The following is a 17,544-nucleotide window of genomic DNA, read 5'->3' as shown; positions in this document are numbered from 1 at the left end:
CAATCTTCGTAAAACAGCACATCACTACATGGCGGGATATCGGGGATTCAGGAAGGGTGGCACAAGCAAGACCGCGCTCTCAGGGCGGAACACCGGGTGAGTCAGGGAAACGGTTCCTGCGGCAATCGCAGGAACCGGGCCGGAAATTACCAGCCGACGCCCAGACCCAGCGAGTACAGGGTATCGTTGACGTTGCCCTGAACGCTTTCGGTACGGTTGCGGGATACCTTCATGCTGACGGATGACCAGTCGGTAACCTTGAGGCGCAGACCGGCGCCAGCTTTGAAGTAGAGCGGGGTGGTGCTGTCAAACGAGCGACCCACTTCGCCATCGGTGAACAATTCGGTGCGCTTGCTGAACAGGAAACGATCATAGTTCCACTTCAGGCCGCCGGAGTAGAAATTGTCTTCGCTGTTGTTCTGATAAGTAAAGGTCTGGGAGTTCACCAGCGTGGTGACGGAGAAGGAACCCAGATCGTTATCCCAGAACTGGTAACCCGGACCGGTACCGACGGAGCGGTTGATCTTGATGTTTTCCACCCAGTCGCGTTTGTATTCATAACGGCCCTGCCAGAACCAGTGCTCGTCGATGAATTTATCCAGCGCGTATTCGCCAGCGGCGTTTTTGGTGCTCTCCACATTGTCTTCTTTGGTCATGTGGTAGCTGGCATCCAGATTGTGACGCCAGGTGCCGTGACGCAGGCGGGTGTTCAATGTGACATCGCGGTTGTCGGTTTCGGTGGAGCTTTTCTTGTGGGCCAGGCTGACATCAACGTTGCCTTTCCAGGAGAAATCTTCCACCCAGCGGCGCGGCACCACCATTGAGTTGATGTCAGACAGTGGCAGGGTTTCCTGACCGGCGCTGACCTGCTGGCCATCTACGCTTGCCGGCTGGGCAACGATGGCGCGTGAACTGTCGGATGCCTTGATGGACGGGTAGAGCACGCCTTTTTCGTAGCGTTGTCCCTGAATTACCATCCCGTGGTCGGTCTGGAAGGTTTTGACTTTGTCCCAGGTGACCGACACGGTGTCGGCATAGTCGGTTTTGATGAATAATTTACCGCTGTCCAGCAGCGTAATCTGGCCGCTGATCTTGTCACCGTTGGTTAACCAGACGGTGTCCGCATGGCTGGTGGAAATGCCTGCGGCGCTGAGGGCGATAAACAGACTCAGCGACGAAAGTGCGTGTTTGGAATGTGTCATGATGTCAGATAAAACAGTGGGTGACTAAAAGTGAAAGACGCCGTTCAGACGGTCTGCCGATGCATCGATGTACCGGTTTTTTCCGGCGAGGCAAACATTAACAGGAATCGCGCTGCGCCTCTAGGTATAAGTGTCCCATAATTAGAATGGAAATTGTTATAAACCGTGCGATTAATGATTTACGGCTATAACGGTGATGACGATCACATCACCGATATAGCCGTTATCATCAGGCTGCGCTGCGGGAGGGTTGGAAACGGCGGCCCAGGAAACGTTCGGTCAAGGCCTGTTTCATGCGGATGACCACCTGTTCCTGAAACACCACGCACAGTGCGACAGTGGTCAGCAGGAACACGCCATAACCGGTCATGGACAGTTCGACTCGTCCGGCTGCGTCGATACAGGCCGTCCAGTCGGTGAAGCACTGCAACGGGTCGCCGCGCAACAGCTGTTCCAGCGTGCGGAACAGATTGAACAGCGGTACATGCAGGGCGAAGATCGACAGCGATGCCGCACCGAGGCGGGTGGCCCAGATTTTCAGCGTGTCGCTGTCCGGCTCGCGGAAGTGAGCGCACAGGCACACCAGCGCCACCTGCGCCGGTAACAACAGACCGTTGTGCAACAGGAAATACCAGTAGCGGTCGCCATGGGTAAACAGCCAGGTGGCGACGATAAAACTCAGGCTGATAAAGACGCCCAGCGCTTTACGCTGCATACGGCTCAGCGCCGGCAGCGTGCCGTCGCGGTATTGACGGAAAATGGCGTAGCCCAGCACCCCGGCCAGAAATTCCGGCAGACGCAGCAGGGGGCTGCGTTGCAGCAGACCGGTGTAAGGCGCGCCATATAATTGATGCCAGACAACCCATATCGGCGGCAGCAGGTACAGCACAAACATCGCGATCAGCCACAGGCGCGGGTAACGGCTGCCTAAAAGCCGCGGCGCCAGCAGCGGGAACAGTAGATAAAAGAAGAACAGCGTCGAAACCGACCACAACGGCGCGTTGAACGTCAGAAAATAAGGGTTCCACGCCTGCAGCATCAGTAATTGCAGCAAGCCGTTAAAAGCCAGTTGAGCATTGTCCATGTAATGACGCAATGTCTCCGGCGCGACGCTGGGGTCGTTGCTGTCGTAAATGACGAAGCGGGCGCTGGCGACCTGGCCTTCCGGCGGAATCGCCAGCCAGTGCATCAGGCTGACCACCACGATGGATGACACCAGCCCGATGATATGGATCGGGTAAAGGTTAAAGAACCGTTTGGCCAAAAAGTGTCGGGCCGGTTCCCGCAACTGGCCGTCACGCAGATAAACGTGCGTCAGCAGAAAGCCGGATAACACAAAAAAAGTACTGGTGGCGAAGAACCCCATACTGGTCAGTTCGTTCATAAAGAGGATCTTTTCGCGCTGTGGATAGATATGTACGGTGTGGTAGACCATGACATAACATCCAAGTAGAAACCGGAGCCATTCCAGTCCAATAAATCGTTCTCTGACTTTCATTCTCTTTTTCCTCCGGTTAAGCCTGGCGAAAGCGCAATGAAACGCCGAACAAGGTGAGTCTAGGAAAGGAATATGGGGAAATATCTAGGAAAATGGCGATAAAGTACTAAAAACCATGATCAGGTGTTACTTTATCACCCCCAGTGCAAACAAATGTATAGAAGTGTAGGCGAGGGTATTTTACTGTAATTTCTGACATTAAAAGGTAAGGGCGACATCGCTGGCGTTATTTCGGCTGGCGGCGTCCGGCCGCCAGCGGTTAAAAAATCTTCTCCTGTACCACCCAGACAGCGGCTTCTACCCGGGAGCGCAATTTCATTTTTTTCAGCAGATGTTTGACGTGTACTTTCACCGTGCTTTCGGTGATCGTTAGCTTGCGGGCGATGACCTTGTTGGGCAGGCCCTGGGCGATCAGCTTCAGGATATCCTTTTCCCGCGGGGTCAGTTGCTGGATATCCCGCGTGTCGCTGCTGCGCGTTTCCCGCAGGCTGGCCGCCAGAACCGGCGTCAGGGCATCGCTGAGCACCATTTTGCCGGCGGCGGCCTGATGCAGCGCCACCAGCAGGTCTTCCGGCTCCATGTCTTTGAGCAGATAACCGTCGGCGCCGTTTTTAAATGCGCTGATGACATCTTCTTCGTGGTTGGAAACGGTGAACACCACGATACGCCCGGACAGTGGCGTTTCCCGCAACCGGGCCAGCGTTTCCAGCCCATTCATGCCGGGCATGTTCAGGTCCAGCAGAATCAGATCCGGATCCAGCTGTTCCGCCAGCGTAACGCCCTGCTCGCCGTGGCTGGCTTCGCCGACTACGCGCAGGTCGGGCGCCATGCTAAGCAACTGCTTGACGCCGTTGCGCAGCATCGGATGGTCGTCAATTAGCAGCACGGTGGCGGCGTCGTTAGTCATGGTGTTCTCCTGGTAATACGGGGGGCTGGCGGTAGTCTGCCAGAAAGCTGACGCAGACTTCTGTGCCGCCGGACGCAAGACGTTGAATAGTACAGTCGCCGTGCAGGCTTCGGGCGCGGTCGCGCATGATGATCAAACCGTAATGATTCGCGCGGCCGATGTCATCGCTGATGCCGATGCCGTTATCGCGCACGCGCAGCTCAATATACCGCTGCTGCTGACGCAGGGTGATGCCGACGGCTGTAGCCTGAGCATGTTTGTAAATATTGCTCAATGCCTCACGCACGATCTGCAGCAGATGAATGCCCTGATGAGCGGAAACCGCCTGTAGCGGCAGCTGGTAGTCCAGCGCGATATCGTAGCCGAGGCGCTGGCTGAATTCGTCCGCCGTGGCCCGCAACGCCGCCAGCAGACCGGACTCCGACAGTTTGAGCCGGAAGGTGGTCAGCAACTCGCGTAACTGACGGTAGGCGGTATTGGTTTCATCGCGCATCGCGTCCAGTTGCTGTTGTATCTCCGGCGTCAGCGCGGTGTGCTGCATTTGCAGGCAACTGATCTGAATCTTCAGACAGGAGAGCGACTGGGCGATGGAATCATGTAATTCGCGGGCGATGGTGGCGCGTTCTTCCATCAGCATCAGCTGCTGCTGATGGCTGGACTGCCGCTCCAGCGCCAGCGTGCTGGTCAGTTGCTCCAGCAGGGTATTGAACAACTGGTGTTGGTCGGGCGTCAGTTGCTGGTGGTCGGGCAGCCGCGCCAGCACCACGCCGTAATGGCCGAGTTTGTCGTGCAGATCCCAGCTTACCGGTTTGCCTTCGGTCGCCATGCGGGGCGGGGCAAGGCGATCGCAGCGTTGGCAGTGACTGTCCGGGCAGGCGTCGGGGTCGGGAATGTGCGTCAGGCTGGAGGGCGTCACATGCGCCTGATGATTGTCTTCATAGAGCTGTAAGCGGATATCGGACAGCGGCATCAGCGCGCTCAGCTCGTCCAGCACCGGCAGCAGTCGGCTGCAGAGCGGCGCGCTGGTATGCAGCCGGCGGCTGGCGCGATAGAGAAACGCCAGCGTGTCGTTCTTCTGTTGCAGGTCAGCGGTCTTTTCCGCCACCCGCCGTTCCAGATCGCGGTACATCGCCGACAGCTCATCCGACATATTGTTCAGCGCCTGCGCCAGCGTGCTCATTTCATCCTGACCGCGCAGCGTCACCCGCTGATGGAATTCGCCCTGACCGATGGCCTGCGCCATCGACACCAACTTACGCCAGGGGGCCAGCAAGCGGTGGCGCAAATAGAAAAAGGTGATCAGCAATAGCGACAGCATGATGCCGATAAAAACGCGCTGCACCAGCGTCACCAGCCGCAGGTGCGCCTCGGTTTTCTGGTCGATGGCCAGCACCAGCGTATCCAGATGGTGGACAAAATCGGCCACCGCGGCGGCGGCGTCTGTCGGGCGTTCGGCCTGGCGCAGGCGCGGTTTAAGCTGCTCCGCCCAGTAATGGCGCAGGGTGCTGAATTGGTCGCTCAGCCCCTCGCGCACCACCGCCTGACGCAGGTCGTCGTCGTTTTCATCCTGCTCCAGCTCCTGCAAATAGCGCTCGCCGCCGGCGTCGAGCGGCACCATCGACAGCAGCCGGTAGCTCTGCATGCGCAGAGAGCCGGCGGTATTGATGGCGTGCGCATTGCCCTGAATGCTTTGCGACATCCAACTGGAAACCGCCATGCCCGCAATCCCCAACAGACCCTGCAGCAACATCAGCAACGCCACCTGATTGACCAGCGAGAGTGGAAGCCGAAAGCGTCTGAACATCGGGAAACCGCCTGTGACGAAAGTGGAAACGCGTTTGTGTGATAAAACTGTACTGCGGGTATGGTGTTACGCGTTGATGGAGATCGACAAAAAACCGAACCCTGCTGCCTGCCGTGAGAACAGCCTCACGCATCACAAGGTCATTTTTTCTTATTTTCAGGGGTAACCCTATACCCCTAAAGAGGTACCTCCCAATTTCCACAAGGGGGAGGCGGTGAGTACAGTGACAAAATAAATGACTATAACAGTATGAAACTATGACATTAACTTGTCATTATCGCTTACCTATTTGGGAGGGGGCGCAAAAGAGACGCATTTTTTTACCCAACAACCTGTTGATGTATATCAACTTTGCCCCGGTCATACCTTCTAATGTGGCGCGTAGTGTTATAGGCATTTTTACTGACCGAGGCTTTTTATGACGCAGTCAACCATTACGCCAGGCGCTTCACGGCAGACTGTTATCCGGGAATGGCGCCCGGAAGACGTTCAGTTCTGGCAAACACAGGGGCGCGGTATCGCCCAGCGCAACCTGTGGATTTCAATTCCTTGTCTGTTGCTGGCTTTCTGTGTCTGGATGTTGTTCAGCACCGTGGCCGTCAACCTGAACAAGGTTGGGTTCCATTTCACCACCGACCAGCTGTTTATGCTGACCGCCTTGCCGTCGGTATCCGGCGCGCTGCTGCGGGTGCCGTATTCGTTCATTATTCCACTGGCGGGCGGGCGCCGCTGGACCACCTTCAGTACGCTGATTCTTATCATCCCGTGCGTGTGGCTGGGGTTCGTGGTGCAGGATCCGCAGACGCCCTACGGCGTATTCATCATTATCTCGTTGCTGTGCGGGTTCGCCGGCGCCAATTTTGCCTCCAGCATGGCTAACATCAGCTTCTTTTTTCCCAAGGCGCAGCAGGGCAGCGCGCTGGGCCTGAATGGCGGCTTTGGTAATCTGGGCGTTAGCGTGATGCAGTTACTGGTGCCGGTGGTGATTTTTCTGCCGGTGCTGAGTTTTACCGGCAATGGCGTGGCGCAGCCGGACGGCGGTCAGGTCTGGTTGCAGAATGCGCCCTGGGTGTGGGTGCCGCTGCTGCTTATCGCGTCGGCGGCGGCCTGGTTCGGCATGAACGATCTGTCCACCGCCAAAGCGTCGCTCCGCCAGCAGTTGCCGGTGCTCAAACGGGCGCACTTGTGGATCCTCAGCGTACTGTATCTGTCGGCGTTCGGCTCTTTTATCGGTTTTTCCGCCGGTTTCGCCATGCTGTCGAAAACCCAGTTCCCGGATGTGATTATCCTGCATTACGCCTTTTGCGGTCCGTTGTTGGGGGCGCTGGCGCGTCCGGTGGGCGGCATGCTGTCGGACCGCTTCGGCGGCGTGCGGGTGACGCTGATCAATTTCGTGCTGATGGCGATCCTGTCCGTGCTGTTGTTCACCGCGTTGCCGGGTGACAATCATCCCGGTTCCTTCCTGCTGTTCTTCGGTATCTTCATGCTGTTGTTTTTAACGGCCGGGCTGGGAAGCGGGTCGACCTTCCAGATGATCGCGGTGATTTTCCGCGGGCTGACAGTGGCGAGGGTGACCGCAGCAGGCGGCGGCGAAGATGAAGCGCAGCGCAGCGCGGTGACCGATACCGCCGCGGCGCTGGGATTTATTTCCGCCATCGGCGCTATCGGCGGCTTTTTTATCCCGAAAGCGTTCGGCACCTCGCTGGCGTTGACCGGCTCGCCCGCCGGCGCCATGAAGATCTTCGTGGTGTTTTACGTGGCCTGCGTGGTTATCACCTGGCTGTGTTACGGACGTAAAGCCCGCGCCTGATCGCCGAACAATGCTATTTATCGCCGAGCAATGCTATTTATCGGCAAACAATGCTTTTGATCGTTGAATAATTGTTCGATGAACAATCCTACCGCGTTGAGGCCGTGAAACCTCAACGCGGTAGCGTTTCCGCACGCTTTCATCCCATCCACCCATCCACCCATCCACGCCATAATCCTACATGCTCGTTCTTGGGCTGCTTTTGTGCCCGATTACCGATCTTAAATCTTCCTGCCATCTGTAGCGGCGTTTACACCTGCTACGGCCTTACTCTGCCGCAGAATTGACCGGCTTACATTTACCACCCACTTATGGCTGCGCTCATTCAGGCTAAAGCGTCGGGGTGAAAAACCGGTTTTGGTCGCCTGATACGACCTACTACCTCCAAATAGTCACCGGGGGTGAGTATCCTCTCCCCTGATCATTGCAAATCAATAAATTCCATTAATTATCAGTCTATTGGGTTGTTTTTTTCGCGTAATCCTTTGGTGGTATCTCCGCTGTTCCCCGCGTAAACCGGCCCGGGCTGGCTTGATCGCTGTCAATTCTGGCACTTATCCGGCTGGCTACCCTACGCCTCAGTGAGCAAAACCCACGTGTACTTCATAACGACAGGAACCGTCAGGTTCCGCAGCAGGAGAGTCCGGATGAGCAAATTTCTTGACCGGTTACGTTATTTCAAACAGGTGGCCGAGCCGTTTTCCGGCGATCACGGCCAGACGCTGAATACCAATCGTGACTGGGAGGACGGCTATCGCAGCCGCTGGCAACATGACAAGGTGGTGCGTTCGACGCATGGCGTCAACTGTACCGGTTCATGCAGCTGGAAGATTTACGTTAAAAACGGGCTGGTCACCTGGGAGACACAGCAAACCGATTACCCCCGCACCCGGCCGGACCTGCCGAATCATGAGCCGCGCGGCTGCCCGCGCGGCGCCAGCTATTCCTGGTATCTCTACAGCGCTAACCGGCTGAAATACCCGATGGTGCGCAAACGCCTGATGAAGCTGTGGCGTGAGGCGCGTCAGCATCATGCCGACCCGGTGGACGCCTGGGCGTCAATCGTCGGCGACGCGGGCAAAACGCGGGAATATAAGCAGGTGCGCGGGCGCGGCGGTTTTGTGCGCGCCGACTGGCAGGAGGTGAATGAACTGATCGCCGCCGCCAACGTGTATACCGCCAAAACCTTCGGCCCGGACCGGGTGATTGGCTTTTCGCCGATCCCGGCGATGTCGATGGTGTCCTACGCTGCCGGCGCCCGTTACCTGTCGCTGCTGGGCGGGGTATGCCTGAGTTTTTACGACTGGTATTGCGACCTGCCGCCGGCCTCGCCGCAAACCTGGGGCGAACAGACCGACGTGCCGGAATCGGCCGACTGGTATAACGCATCGTACATCATCGCCTGGGGTTCCAACGTACCGCAGACCCGTACCCCCGATGCACACTTTTTTGCGGAAGTTCGCTATAAAGGCACCAAAACCGTTGCCATCACCCCGGATTATGCGGAAATCGCCAAGCTGTGCGATCAGTGGCTGAATCCGAAACAGGGCACCGACAGCGCGCTGGCGCTGGCGATGGGTCACGTGATCCTCAACGAATTTCATCTCAAACAGCCGCGCCAGTACTTCACCGATTACGTGCGCCGCTATACCGACATGCCGATGCTGGTGCTGCTGGAGGCGCGTGCGGATGGTAGCTACGCCGCCGGGCGTTTGCTGCGCGCCGCCGATCTGGTGGGCAACCTGGGGCAGGAGAACAACCCGGAGTGGAAAACCGTCGCCATTGACGAACCCACCGGCGAACTGGTCGCGCCGCAGGGCTCCATCGGTTATCGCTGGGGTGAGCAGGGCAAATGGAATCTGGAACAGCGCGAAGGCAGCGCCCAGCGTGATGTCAATCTGCAACTGAGCCTGTTGGGCAAGCACGACGACGTGGTGTCCGTCGGTTTCCCCTATTTTGGCGGCGCATCCAGTGAAAACTTCGCCAGCGTTGCGCTGGACGAGGTGCTGCTGCATCAACTGCCGGTCAAACGCCTGACGCTGGCTGATGGTCAGCAGGCGCTGGTCACCAGCGTTTATGACCTGACGCTCGCCAACTACGGCGTGGATCGCGGTCTGGACGACGCGCAGTGCGCGACCGGCGATGATCAGGTAACGGATTATGATCAGGTAAAAGCCTACACCCCGGCATGGGCGGAGCAGATCACCGGCGTGTCGCGCCAGAACATTATCCGCATCGCCCGTGAGTTCGCCGATAACGCCGACAAAACCCACGGCCGTTCGATGATTATCGTCGGCGCGGGTATGAACCACTGGTATCACCTCGACATGAACTACCGCGGGCTGATCAATATGCTGATCTTCTGCGGCTGCGTCGGGCAGAGCGGCGGCGGCTGGGCGCATTATGTCGGTCAGGAGAAACTGCGTCCGCAAACCGGCTGGCTGCCGCTGGCATTCGGTCTGGACTGGCAGCGCCCGCCGCGTCATATGAACAGCACCTCGTTCTTCTATAACCACTCCAGCCAGTGGCGTTACGAAACCATCGCGCCGCAGGAGCTGCTGTCGCCGCTGGCGGACCGCTCCCGTTTCAGCGGCAGCCTGATCGATTTCAACGTGCGCGCCGAGCGCATGGGCTGGTTGCCGTCGGCGCCGCAGCTGGGCGCAAACCCGCTGCGTATCGCCGGGCAGGCCGCGGCCGCCGGCATGTCGCCGCAGGATTACACCGTAGCGGAACTGAAAGCCGGCCGCCTGCGTTTTGCCGCCGAGCAGCCGGATAACCCGCAAAACTTCCCGCGCAACCTGTTTATCTGGCGTTCCAACTTGCTGGGTTCATCCGGTAAGGGGCATGAGTACATGCTCAAGTACCTGCTGGGCACCGAACACGGTATTCAGGGGCAGGATTTGGGCCAGCAGGGCGGCGTGACGCCGGAAGAGGTGGAATGGCGCGAGCAGGGCGGCGAAGGCAAGCTGGATCTGGTGGTAACGCTCGATTTCCGCATGTCCAGCACCTGTCTCTATTCCGACATCGTGTTGCCGACCGCCACCTGGTATGAAAAGGACGACATGAACACCTCGGACATGCATCCGTTCATCCACCCGCTGTCGGCGGCGGTTGACCCGGCCTGGGAGTCGAAAACCGACTGGGAAATCTATAAAGGGCTGGCGAAAACCTTCTCTCGCGTCTGTCAGGGGCATCTGGGGGTGGAAACCGATGTAGTGACGCTGCCGATCCAGCATGATTCGGCGGCCGAAATGGCGCAGCCGCTGGGGGTGCAAGACTGGAAAAAAGGCGAATGCGACCTGATTCCGGGCAAAACCGCGCCGCACATCATGACGGTAGAGCGCGACTACCCGAACCTGTATACCCGCTTTACCTCGCTCGGTCCGTTGCTGGATAAGCTGGGCAACGGCGGTAAAGGCATCAGCTGGAATACCCAGAATGAAGTCGATTTCCTCAAGCGTCTGAACCGGGTGCAGGAAGACGGCCCGGCCGCCGGCCGCCCGAGAATCGACACGGCGATAGACGCCGCCGAGGTGATTCTGTCGCTGGCGCCGGAAACCAACGGCCAGGTGGCGGTAAAAGCCTGGGCGGCGCTGAGCAAGGTTACCGGGCGCGATCACACCCATCTGGCGCACCCGAAAGAGGAAGAAAAAATCCGCTTCCGGGATATTCAGGCGCAGCCGCGCAAAATCATTTCCAGCCCGACCTGGTCCGGTCTGGAAGACGAGCATGTGTCTTACAACGCCTGTTACACCAACGTGCATGAACTGATTCCGTGGCGCACGATTTCCGGTCGCCAGCAACTGTATCAGGATCACGAGTGGATGCGCGCCTTCGGCGAAAGCCTGCTGGTGTATCGCCCGCCGGTAGATACCCGCGCGGCGCAGCCGTTGCTGAATAAAAAGCCCAACGGTAACCCGGAAAAGGCGCTCAACTTCCTGACGCCGCATCAGAAGTGGGGGATTCACTCCACCTACAGCGAAAACCTGTTGATGCTGACGCTGGGGCGCGGCGGGCCAATTGTCTGGCTGAGCGAGGATGATGCCCGCGAGCTGACCATCGCCGACAACGACTGGGTGGAAGTGTTTAACGCCAACGGCGCGCTGACCGCCCGTGCGGTGGTGAGTCAGCGTATTCCGTCCGGCATGACCATGATGTACCACGCTCAGGAGCGGCTGGTGAACCTGCCCGGCTCGGAAGTCACCGGCCAGCGCGGCGGCATTCATAACTCGGTCACGCGCGTTTGCCCGAAACCGACCCACATGATCGGCGGCTACGCTCAACTGGCGTATGGCTTTAACTACTATGGCACCGTCGGTTCCAACCGCGATGAATTCGTGGTGGTCCGCAAGATGAACCGTATCGACTGGCTGGATGAGGACAGCCATGACGACCTGTCTTCCCATGTGCAACCTCATCTGCAGGAGAAAGCCTGATGAAAATTCGTTCACAAGTCGGCATGGTGCTGAATCTGGATAAATGCATTGGCTGCCATACCTGTTCGGTGACCTGCAAGAACGTCTGGACCAGCCGCGAAGGGATGGAGTACGCCTGGTTCAATAACGTGGAAACCAAACCCGGCACCGGTTATCCGCACGCCTGGGAAGATCAGGAAAAATGGAAAGGCGGCTGGATTCGTAAAATCAACGGGCGGCTTGAGCCGCGCATGGGCAATCGCGTCGGGGTGCTGTCGAAGATTTTCGCCAACCCGGACGTCCCGACGCTGGACGATTATTACGAGCCGTTCGACTACGACTACGCCCATCTGCAACGCGCCGGTGAAAGCCGGCACCAGCCGGTGGCGCGCCCGCGTTCGCTGGTAACCGGCCAGCGCATGGAGAAGATCGAAAACGGCCCGAACTGGGAAGACGATCTGGGCGGCGAGTTCAGCAAACGTTCGCAGGACAAGAACTTCGACGACATGCAGAAAGCCATGTACGGGCAGTTCGAGAACACTTTCATGATGTACCTGCCGAGACTGTGCGAGCACTGCCTGAACCCGGCCTGTGTCGCTACCTGTCCGAGCGGCGCCATCTACAAACGGGCGGAAGACGGCATTGTGCTGATCGACCAGGATAAATGCCGCGGCTGGCGCATGTGCCTGACCGGCTGCCCGTACAAGAAAATCTATTTCAACTGGAAGAGCGGCAAGTCGGAAAAATGCATTTTCTGCTATCCGCGCATCGAATCCGGCATGCCGACGCTGTGCTCGGAAACCTGCGTCGGGCGTATCCGCTATCTGGGGGTGCTGCTGTACGATGCCGATCGTATCGAGCAGGCGGCATCGGTAGAAAGCGAAACCGATCTGTACGGTCGCCAACTGGATATTTTCCTCGACCCGCATGACCCCGAAGTGATCGCGCAGGCGCAGCGCGACGGCATTCCGCTCAGCGTGATTGACGCGGCGCAGCAGTCGCCGGTGTACAAGCTGGCGGTGGAATGGCAACTGGCGCTACCGCTGCACCCGGAATACCGCACGCTGCCGATGGTGTGGTACGTGCCGCCGTTGTCGCCGATCCAGTCCGCCGCCGATGCGGGCAATCTGGCGCACAGCGGCGTACTGCCGGATGTGGAAAGCCTGCGTATCCCGGTGCAGTATCTGGCGAATCTGCTGACCGCGGGCGATACCCGCCCGGTACTGCGCGCGCTGCGGCGTATGCTGGCGATGCGCCATTACAAGCGGGCGCAGACGGTGGAACAGGTCACCGATGTCAGCGCGCTGGAGCAGGTGGGGCTGACGCAGGCGCAGGCCGAGGAAATGTACCGCTATCTGGCGATCGCCAACTATGAGGATCGCTTTGTGGTGCCGTCCAGCCATCGGGAACTGGCGCGGGACGCGTTTCCGGAAACCCGCGGCTGCGGCTTCAGCTTTGGCGATGGCTGCCACGGCAGCGACTCGTCGTTCAACCTGTTCAACAGCCGACGTATCGACGCTATCGACGTTACCAGCAAAACCCAGACCATGAGCAACCGGCGGATGCAGGAGAACAAGTCATGATCAGTCTTCGCGTTATCGCCCGACTGCTGGAGTATCCGGATGCGGAACTGTGGCAGCAGCGTCAGGCCATGCTGGAGGCGCTGGAACAGGCCGACGAACTGCCGCTGCGCCAAAGCGCGCAACTGCTGCAGTTCATCGCCGACTTTTATCAGGGCGACCTGCTCGACCGGCAGGCGCGCTACAGCGAACTGTTTGACCGCGGTCGCGCGTTGTCGCTGCTGCTGTTCGAACATGTGCATGGCGAGTCGCGCGACCGCGGTCAGGCGATGGTGGATTTGCTGGCGCAGTACCGTGAGGTCGGGCTGGAACTGGATTGCCGCGAACTGCCGGATTTCCTGCCGCTCTATCTGGAGTACCTGACGTTGCGCGATCCGCAGACCGTGCGCGATGGGCTGCGCGATATTGCGCCGATCCTGACGCTGTTGGCGGAGCGGTTACGCCAGCGCGACAGCGAGTATGCCCTGCTGCCGGATCTGCTGTTGGCGCTGGCGGCGATCGAGCCCTCGCGTGAATCCGTAGCGGCGAAAGTGGCGGAAGAGGCGCGCGACGACACGCCGCAGGCGCTGGATGCCGTGTGGGAAGAGGAGCAGGTCCGCTTTCTGGCCGATGCGGGCTGCGCCCCGGCGCAACAGACTGGTCACCAGCGTCGTTTCGTCGACGCGGTGGCGCCGCACTACCTGAACCTTGACGCATCACGCGCCAAAGGAGACTGCTGATGCATTATCTCAATCTGTTTTTGTTTGATATCTACCCCTACATCGCCGGCGCGGTTTTTCTGATCGGCAGTTGGTTGCGCTACGACTACGGTCAGTACAGCTGGCGCGCCGGCTCCAGCCAGATGCTGGATAAGAAAGGCATGCGGCTGGCGTCGAACCTGTTCCATCTCGGCATTCTGGGCGTGTTGGGCGGTCATTTTCTGGGCATGATGACGCCGCACTGGATGTACGAGTCGTTTTTGCCGCTGGAGATAAAACAGAAGATGGCGATGATCGGCGGCGGAACCTGCGGCGTGCTGACGCTGGTGGGCGGCGTGCTGTTGCTGAAGCGTCGGCTGACGAATCCGCGGGTGCGCGCTACCTCAACCACCGGCGATATTTTGATCCTGTCGCTGCTGGTGATTCAGGCGGCGTTGGGGCTGCTGACCATTCCGTTTTCCGCGCAACACATGGACGGCAGCGAGATGATGAAACTGGTGAACTGGGCGCAGGCGGTGGTGACGTTTCGCGGCGGCGCCTCGGCGCATCTGGATGGCGTAGCGCTGATTTTCCGCCTGCATCTGGTGCTGGGAATGACGCTGTTCCTGCTGTTCCCGTTCTGCCGGCTGGTGCATATCTGGAGCGCGCCGGTTGAGTATCTGACCCGTCGTTACCAACTGGTCAGAAACCGGCGCTAACGCCGTCTGTCATTCGGCATGGTGAACGCGATACGCTCCGGCGTATCGCGTTGTCATTTGGGGAAGAGAGAATCAGTGCGTATCGCGCCAGAGCAGGTTCAGGGCGCGCATGACATAGGGCACAACCGGCAGATGCGCGATTTGCTCGCGGGTGAAGAACGCAAACCCGGAACCTTCCTGCAGCACGATATCGCCCGGCGTCAGCGCCGTTGTCAGCGAGAAGATATAAATCCGGGCGTTTTTGCTGTCATCCGACAGCGTGACGATCAGCGGCGTTAACTCCCGGTCGTCAAGGGTGATGCCGATCTCTTCATTTAATTCACGCACCGCCGCCTGGGCGGGCGTCTCTTCAGCTTCAAGTCCGCCGCCGAACAGCGACCAGTAACCGGGGTAGGGTATGTCTTTATCCGAATCCCGCAATTGCAGCAGGATTTTTCCGTACGGATCGACGAGTACAACCAGCGCCGCGCTACAGGCGCTGGCCGTGCTGATATCGCCGATCACCTTAAATGTGATCTCATTCGTCATGGGTATTGTCGACATTAAAAGCCCCGAGTAGTCATGATACGACAGCCTGTCTTTGTGCACTAATACTGATACGGTTTGGTCTGGCGCGATACGCCGATGTAGCACCTTTTCAGGCCGTAATCTATGTAATAACGGCAGATTGACCCGCTTGTTTACGATGAAAATACCACCCGCCCCGTTACGCCGGTTCTATGCGCAACCTGGAAGTAAAATAATTGTTTATTTGTGCGGCGCAGTTTTTTCATTCATACATGATATTCCTCAGAAAAAACGGTTCAGCATTTTAGCGAAGAGTGGATGAAATTTGTTTTTGGTCAATTTTACCGATAAATGTCAATGCTAGGATGGCTGTAAGTTAAGACTCTGTAATAAATGGATGGTGATCTATGAGCAGCGCATTTTATATTCCGGCTTTAAACCTGATGGGTGAGGGTGCGTTAGAGGAAGCGGCCAGGCAGATTCAGTTGCAGGGTTTCAAACATGCCTTGATCGTGACTGACGGCGTGCTGAACAAAATCGGCGTCGCAGCCTCCGTGCAGCAATTGCTGAAAAAATACCAGATCGATAGCGCCATTTATGATGGCGTGCAGCCGAACCCGACCGTTGCCAACGTGGATGCGGGCCTGAAAATTCTTAAAGCAAACCACAGCGATTGCGTGGTGTCGTTGGGCGGCGGTTCTTCCCACGACTGCGCTAAAGGTATCGCTCTGCTGGCGACCAACGGCGGCGAAATCGCCGACTACGAAGGCGTGGATGTTTCCGCCAAACCGCAGTTGCCGCTGATCGGCATCAACACCACGGCGGGCACCGCGTCTGAAATGACCCGCTTCTGCATCATTACCGATGAAGTGCGTCATGTGAAAATGGCGATCGTGGATAAAAACGTGACTCCGGTGATGTCCGTCAACGACCCGGTCCTGATGGTCGGAATGCCGGCATCGCTGACCGCTGCTACCGGGATGGACGCCTTGACCCACGCCATCGAAGCTTATGTGTCGACCGCCGCTAACCCGATTACCGATGCGGTGGCGATCAAAGCGATTGAACTGATCCGCGACCATCTGCGTGATGCGGTCAAAGACGGTAAAAACATGGTGGCGCGTGAACAGATGGCTTACGCCCAGTTTATGGCCGGCATGGCGTTCAACAATGCATCGTTGGGGTATGTGCATGCGATGGCGCACCAGTTGGGCGGCTTCTATAACCTGCCGCACGGGGTGTGCAATGCGGTGCTGCTGCCGCACGTAGAGCGTTACAACGCCACCGTCGCCGCAGGGCGTCTGAAAGACGTTGCGGTCGCGCTGGGCGTCGACGTTGCCGGGCTGAGCGATCAACAGGCTGCTGACGCGGCGATCGCGGCGATCAGCCAGATGGCGCGCGATGTCGGTATCCCGGCCGGATTGAAAGATCTGGGCGTGAAAGAAGAAGACTTCAACATTCTGGCGGACAACGCGCTGAAAGACGCCTGCGGGTTGACCAACCCGAAACAGGCGACCCACGCGGAAATCGTCGAGATTTTTGCCGCCGCGTTCTAACTGTCATCTGAATATTATCGACGAGCCCCCGGACTTTCATGGCCGGGGGCTTTTTTATAACTGTCTCCTGTCTATAGTCAGGATGATGGGCTGTTTTATTAATCGGGTGTATTTTACTGGCTTGTAATTAATTTCAATTTGGCATTATTTTTGGTGTAATTATTTCTGCTGGTCAGTTAAATGCCGGTAGCGGACATTACGCACATCACGGTTTATTAATTAATGGGAACAGACCATAGTGCTATGCACAAACTCCATGCATAAGAGAGGAGGCCGCACAAAAGGTGCGGCCGTCAGTGTCAGGCTGCTAGTTCAGGCATCTGCTCCATCACGAACTTTAAAACTTTCTCCGCGTCGAGTGATGCATAGAGTAGACTTTCAATAATCGCAATTGAACGAGAGTCTCCGACAATCTCTCTAATCTCTGTGAGTTTGTACTGAATGTGCGGCGCAATGAGAAAACCGTCGAAAACGGAAGCTACGCTGGCGAAATTATCCAGACCCACAGCACTAATGATCAGATGGTAGCCCTTCCTTTCTGCCACTAACTGCATCTTTTTGGCGAGAGAGTTTGCTGTATTCCCGAACAAACAACATATCAGAAGCTTTTTCATGGTATTTCCTCCTGAGAGCTATTCACAGAATATGACTCGCTAAGGTAATAAAATGAGCGCTACCTCTTATTTGCATGACAAATCAATAGCTGAGTTGACTGTACCACCCCGGGAAGACGAACCTGCCGTATAGTTGAACCGCCACTGAGCATTCACACCTTTTCGAGTAGCAGCTCTTGTATAAGCAATTCGCTATTTGGGTCTTAAGTCTGCTTCACGCTTATAGCTGCCCAGTGACGTTTCCGCAGACGGCTT

General features: G+C 57.7%; 12 protein-coding genes. 6 read left to right on the top strand and 6 right to left on the bottom strand.

What is annotated here, in order from left to right; translation table 11 throughout:
• Nucleotides 1–146: 146 nt before the first annotated feature.
• From CVE23_RS12575 to narX, 4 genes are all read right to left on the bottom strand, one after another.
• Nucleotides 147–1,202 carry a DUF481 domain-containing protein gene (locus CVE23_RS12575; protein WP_038919297.1) on the bottom strand — a complete coding sequence of 352 codons (1,056 nt, stop codon included), beginning with the start codon at nt 1,200–1,202 and terminating at the stop codon, nt 147–149.
• 229 nt (nt 1,203–1,431) lie between these two features.
• The gene (locus CVE23_RS12570) at nt 1,432–2,700 is read right to left on the bottom strand and encodes an acyltransferase family protein (RefSeq protein ID WP_049854099.1); all 1,269 of its coding nucleotides are present in this window, start codon (nt 2,698–2,700) and stop codon (nt 1,432–1,434) included.
• Between the two features lie 259 nt (nt 2,701–2,959).
• The gene (narL, locus tag CVE23_RS12565) at nt 2,960–3,607 is read right to left on the bottom strand and encodes a two-component system response regulator NarL (RefSeq protein ID WP_038658044.1); all 648 of its coding nucleotides are present in this window, start codon (nt 3,605–3,607) and stop codon (nt 2,960–2,962) included.
• On the bottom strand, nt 3,600–5,411 hold the full coding sequence (narX, locus tag CVE23_RS12560) for a nitrate/nitrite two-component system sensor histidine kinase NarX (RefSeq protein WP_049854098.1): 1,812 nt from the start codon (nt 5,409–5,411) through the stop codon (nt 3,600–3,602). Before narX ends, narL begins: the two co-directional genes overlap by 8 nt.
• Nucleotides 5,412–5,829: 418 nt before the next feature.
• On the opposite strand from narX, the gene CVE23_RS12555 reads away from it, so the two are divergent.
• The 5 genes from CVE23_RS12555 to narI all read left to right on the top strand — a co-directional run bounded on the left by CVE23_RS12555 (nt 5,830) and on the right by narI (nt 14,612).
• Nucleotides 5,830–7,221, top strand: a complete 1,392-nt coding sequence (locus CVE23_RS12555; protein ID WP_100849663.1) for a NarK family nitrate/nitrite MFS transporter — start codon at nt 5,830–5,832, stop codon at nt 7,219–7,221.
• Nucleotides 7,222–7,868: 647 nt separating this feature from the next.
• Nucleotides 7,869–11,657, top strand: coding sequence for a nitrate reductase subunit alpha (locus CVE23_RS12550; RefSeq protein WP_100849662.1), 3,789 nt, complete (start codon nt 7,869–7,871; stop codon nt 11,655–11,657).
• A complete protein-coding gene (gene narH, locus CVE23_RS12545) occupies nt 11,657–13,219 on the top strand; it encodes a nitrate reductase subunit beta (protein WP_038658052.1) in 1,563 nt (520 codons plus the stop codon). The genes CVE23_RS12550 and narH overlap by 1 nt, the downstream gene beginning before the upstream one ends.
• Nucleotides 13,216–13,935: a nitrate reductase molybdenum cofactor assembly chaperone gene (narJ, locus tag CVE23_RS12540; protein ID WP_038919292.1), complete on the top strand. Its 720-nt coding sequence runs from the start codon at nt 13,216–13,218 to the stop codon at nt 13,933–13,935. The genes narH and narJ overlap by 4 nt, the downstream gene beginning before the upstream one ends.
• Nucleotides 13,935–14,612 (top strand): respiratory nitrate reductase subunit gamma, encoded by a 678-nt coding sequence (gene narI, locus CVE23_RS12535; RefSeq protein WP_038658056.1) that lies wholly within the window; start codon nt 13,935–13,937, stop codon nt 14,610–14,612. The genes narJ and narI overlap by 1 nt, the downstream gene beginning before the upstream one ends.
• A 72-nt stretch (nt 14,613–14,684) precedes the next feature.
• Here the strand turns inward: narI and CVE23_RS12530 are convergent, their stop codons facing one another.
• Nucleotides 14,685–15,140, bottom strand: a complete 456-nt coding sequence (locus CVE23_RS12530; RefSeq protein ID WP_225622584.1) for an NUDIX hydrolase — start codon at nt 15,138–15,140, stop codon at nt 14,685–14,687.
• Nucleotides 15,141–15,526: 386 nt separating this feature from the next.
• Between CVE23_RS12530 and yiaY the strand changes: the two genes are divergently transcribed.
• Entirely contained in the window at nt 15,527–16,675 is a 1,149-nt protein-coding gene (gene yiaY, locus CVE23_RS12525) for an L-threonine dehydrogenase (RefSeq protein ID WP_038919291.1), read from the top strand.
• Nucleotides 16,676–16,974: 299 nt separating this feature from the next.
• Here yiaY and CVE23_RS12520 read toward each other — a convergent pair whose 3' ends face one another.
• Nucleotides 16,975–17,289, bottom strand: a complete 315-nt coding sequence (locus CVE23_RS12520; protein ID WP_038919290.1) for a PTS sugar transporter subunit IIB — start codon at nt 17,287–17,289, stop codon at nt 16,975–16,977.
• Nucleotides 17,290–17,544: the final 255 nt, after the last annotated feature.

The sequence above is a fragment of the Dickeya fangzhongdai genome (assembly GCF_002812485.1).
GTDB classification, from domain to species: domain Bacteria; phylum Pseudomonadota; class Gammaproteobacteria; order Enterobacterales; family Enterobacteriaceae; genus Dickeya; species Dickeya fangzhongdai.
This window is presented reverse-complemented; position numbering and strand designations above follow the sequence as displayed.